This window comes from Paraburkholderia sp. UYCP14C (assembly GCF_004197395.1).
Classification (GTDB): Bacteria; Pseudomonadota; Gammaproteobacteria; order Burkholderiales; family Burkholderiaceae; genus Paraburkholderia.
Map to the genome: position 1 here is coordinate 1 of NZ_SELS01000177.1, position 3,730 is coordinate 3,730.

Genomic DNA, 3,730 nt, shown 5'->3' on the forward strand with positions numbered 1-3,730 from the left:
ACTCGATGCCGGCATTATCTCAGACCCGCAACACAACCATCAGGCCCTATCTGCTGAAGACCCTGCCGAACAAAGTCACCTGCATGCCGAAGATGATCGCCGCCATGCACAGACGACTCACGTGCCGTCCACGCAGGAAACGAACGGGCCGCCCGGCAACCGGCCCGCGTAAAATGCTCCTCGCGTCGTCAACCCGAATCCATCAGCATGTCTGTCTCCTATAGTCGCAAGCAAATCACGGACTGGTTAGGTTCCCACACGGTAGCCAAAGCACGCGAGTATGCCCACGCCGTCTCCGGGCTGCGCTGGCAAAGCGGCGACACCCTGAGTGGCCAGGTGCAAGGCACGAGAACCCGTCCGTATGACGTGTGTGCGTATTTTCACGATATCGACGATCATCGTGACATGTGGGTTGAAGGCGAATGCACCTGCCCGGTCAGCGTCGACTGCAAACACGTGGCTGCGCTCCTGATCGCGGGTCTTGAGTTGATCCCGACGCAGCCCGCCACCGGCGTGCGTCCCGAACTGGTGACCTGGCTCGAAGGCTTTCGGGCGAAGCGCACGGCTGCACCGCCCAGGGGCAGGAAGCCCGCGACCGCCAGGGCAACGCATGCGCTTGCCTACCTGATTGCCGGATCGTATCGTGGATCCCCAGAAATTTTTCTATACAAGGCCCGGGTCAACGCCGACGGCACGATCCGCTCACTCGACGACGCGTGGCAGAACGTGGAGAACGCGCTCGTCAAGCCGCCGAAGTTTGTTGCCGAGGAGGACCTGCCGATCCTGCGAGGGCTGTGGCTGGACCGCTCGCGCACGTATTCCGGCAGCTTTGGACTGCACGGCACAACCGGTGCGGCAATCCTGGAAAGGCTTATCGCCACGGGGCGTGCATTTGCCTCGCCGGGCGCGAGCACCATGCACTCTGGCGCGCCAGGCGTATTGCATGCCGGGCCTTCGCGCCGCGGACAGATCGCCTGGCGATCGCAGCCTGACACACGTGTGCGACCGGTACTGCAGACCGAACCACCCGCAACGATGCTGTTGACGACAACGCAGCCCTGCTGGTACGTGGACCCTCATTCGGGAGAAGCCGGGGCAGTGGACATGCCGTGGCCCGCTGAAGAGCTCGCGGATTACCTGGCGATGCCATCGATTTCGCTCGACGAGGCAGCACTGGTCGGTAACGTGCTGCGCGAAGTTGCGCCCGATTTGCCCTTGCCGCCTGCGCACAGCGTATCGGCCGTGCGCGTCATCGACACCGTTCCAGCACCCATGTTGTCCCTGAATACACTGCCGACCTATGGATCGGGCTGGATGTCTGACGCACCCAATATGCTCGATTTTGCGACCGTCAGTTTCGGCTACGCGGGCGTAAGCATCGACGCGCAAAGCAACACCACTCTCGTGCGAACCACCAGTGGCGAAGTGGTGCAGATCAAACGGTCTCTCGATAGGGAACAACGCTGTCTGGCTGCACTGCACAAGGCCGGGCTGCGAAAAATTTCAGCCAGTCGCGCCCATGGCCCACGGCCGTTTCCGGATGGCATGCTAGGGCCCAGCAATGTCGAAGACTGGGCCGACTTCATGAAGCAGGCTCTGCCCCGGTTACGCGAAGACGGCTGGCAGATAGCGATGACCGAAGCGTTTCGCCACAATGTCATCGAGATCGAGGCGATCGACGGTGTGCTCCATCAGGCCGGTGACGGCTGGTTCGATGTCGAGATGGGAATCACGGTCAACGACCGGCGGGTTCGCCTCGAACCGCTGCTGGCCGATCTGTTCCGGCGCGATTCGCGCTGGCTGTCGGGTGGGCTTGACGCCATTGCCGACGATGAACCGGTCGATCTGAAGACCGACCGCAATGAACGGCTGCGCCTACGTGCTGACCGGCTCAAACCTGTCGTGCGGGTGCTGATCGATCTGTTCGATACCCTCGGTGACGGCGGACTGCGCATTTCGGAGTGGGATGCCGCCCGGCTCGATGTGCTCGACCGCACCGGCCGCTGGCAGTTTCATGGCGATGCGTCGATCCGGCAACTCGCGCAGCGCCTGATGGCGGGGCCCGGCGTGGGTGAAACGCCGGTGCCGCAAGGACTGCAAGCCGAATTGCGCACCTATCAGCGCCAGGGGCTCAGTTGGATGCAGTTCCTGCGCGAACACAGCCTGTCGGGTGTGCTTGCCGATGACATGGGGCTTGGCAAAACGGTTCAAACCCTCGCTCATATCCTGACCGAAAAGGAAGCCGGCCGGCTCGACCGGCCCGCGCTGATCGTTGTGCCGACAACACTGATGCACAACTGGCGCGAGGAAGCGCAACGCTTCACACCGGCGCTGCGCGTGCTCGATCTGCACGGCCCGCAGCGCCACGAGCGCTTTGACCAGATCCGCGCGCACGACCTGATTCTCACAACCTACCCGCTGCTGTGGCGCGACCAGTCGGCGCTCGCCGAACACGAGTACCACCTGCTGATTCTCGACGAAGCCCAGTACGTCAAGAATGCTGCCACCCGGGCCGCCACCACGATCCGCGAACTACGTGCCCGCCACCGCCTGTGTCTGACGGGCACACCGCTCGAGAACCATCTCGGCGAACTGTGGGCCCAGTTCGACTTCCTGCTGCCCGGTTTCCTCGGCGCCCACAAGGATTTCACGCAGCGCTGGCGCACGCCCATCGAAAAAGGCGGCGACACCGTGCGGCGCGATCTGCTCGCGCGGCGCATTCGCCCGTTCATGCTGCGACGGCGCAAGGATGAGGTCGCCACCGAACTGCCGCCGAAAACGACCATCGTGCGCACCGTCGAACTCGAAGGCGCGCAGCGCGACCTGTATGAGACGGTACGCGCCGCGATGCACGAAAAGGTTCGTGCCGCCGTCAGCGCGAAGGGATTCGCACGCAGTCACATCGTCGTGCTTGAGGCGCTGCTCAAGCTGCGCCAGGTCTGCTGTGACCCCCGACTCGTCAAGATCAGCCAGGCCGCCCGCATCAAGGAGTCGGCCAAACTGGCACTGCTGCTCGAGATGTTGCCCGAACTGATCGAGGAAGGCCGTCGCATCCTGCTGTTCTCGCAGTTCACCGGCATGCTCGAGCTGATTGCCGCCGCACTCAACGAAGCCGGGATTCCGTACGTCGTACTGACCGGCGATACAACCGATCGCCGCACGCCGGTCAGGCGCTTCCAGCAGGGCGCGGTGCCACTCTTCCTGATCAGCCTGAAGGCCGGCGGCGTTGGCCTGAACCTGACGGCGGCCGACACCGTGATTCACTACGATCCATGGTGGAATCCTGCCGTCGAAAATCAGGCCACTGATCGCGCGCATCGTCTCGGACAGGTCAAGCCCGTGTTCGTCTACAAGCTGATTACGGCCGGCAGTGTCGAGGAGAAGATCGTCGCGATGCAGGAACAGAAGGCAGCGCTTGCCGACGCTATCCTGTCCGAAGATGCCGCCGGCGCCGTCAAGTTCTCGGCCGATGATCTCGATGCACTGTTCGAACCCATTGCGCTCACGACGTCCATCTCACCGGCAGCGAAGTCGCGGCCGCGCACCAGGACCGGAACGTAGGATGGGGCATTTGAGAGAGTCTCCGGAGGAACAGGTCGCCACAATCAACCATCTTTTGCGGTCAGTTGCCGCTGCAGGCCAAGCCTCGCAAGGACTTTGTTCGGCAGGGTCTTCAGCAGATAGGGCCTGATGGTTGTGTTGCGGGTCTGAGATAATGCCGGCATCGAGT

1 protein-coding gene is annotated in these 3,730 nt (G+C 62.9%); it reads left to right on the top strand.

Annotation, left to right across the window (positions count from 1 at the left end; translation table 11 throughout):
* The first annotated feature begins 207 nt into the window (after nt 1-207).
* Entirely contained in the window at nt 208-3,561 is a 3,354-nt protein-coding gene (locus EVC45_RS43860) for a DEAD/DEAH box helicase (protein ID WP_129964264.1), read from the top strand.
* Nucleotides 3,562-3,730 lie beyond the last annotated feature (169 nt).

Bases quoted from the DNA above. Each gene is read 5' to 3' on its own strand.
- EVC45_RS43860 (WP_129964264.1), top strand. From the start codon at position 208: ATGTCTGTCTCCTATAGTCGCAAGCAAATCACGGACTGGTTAGGTTCC.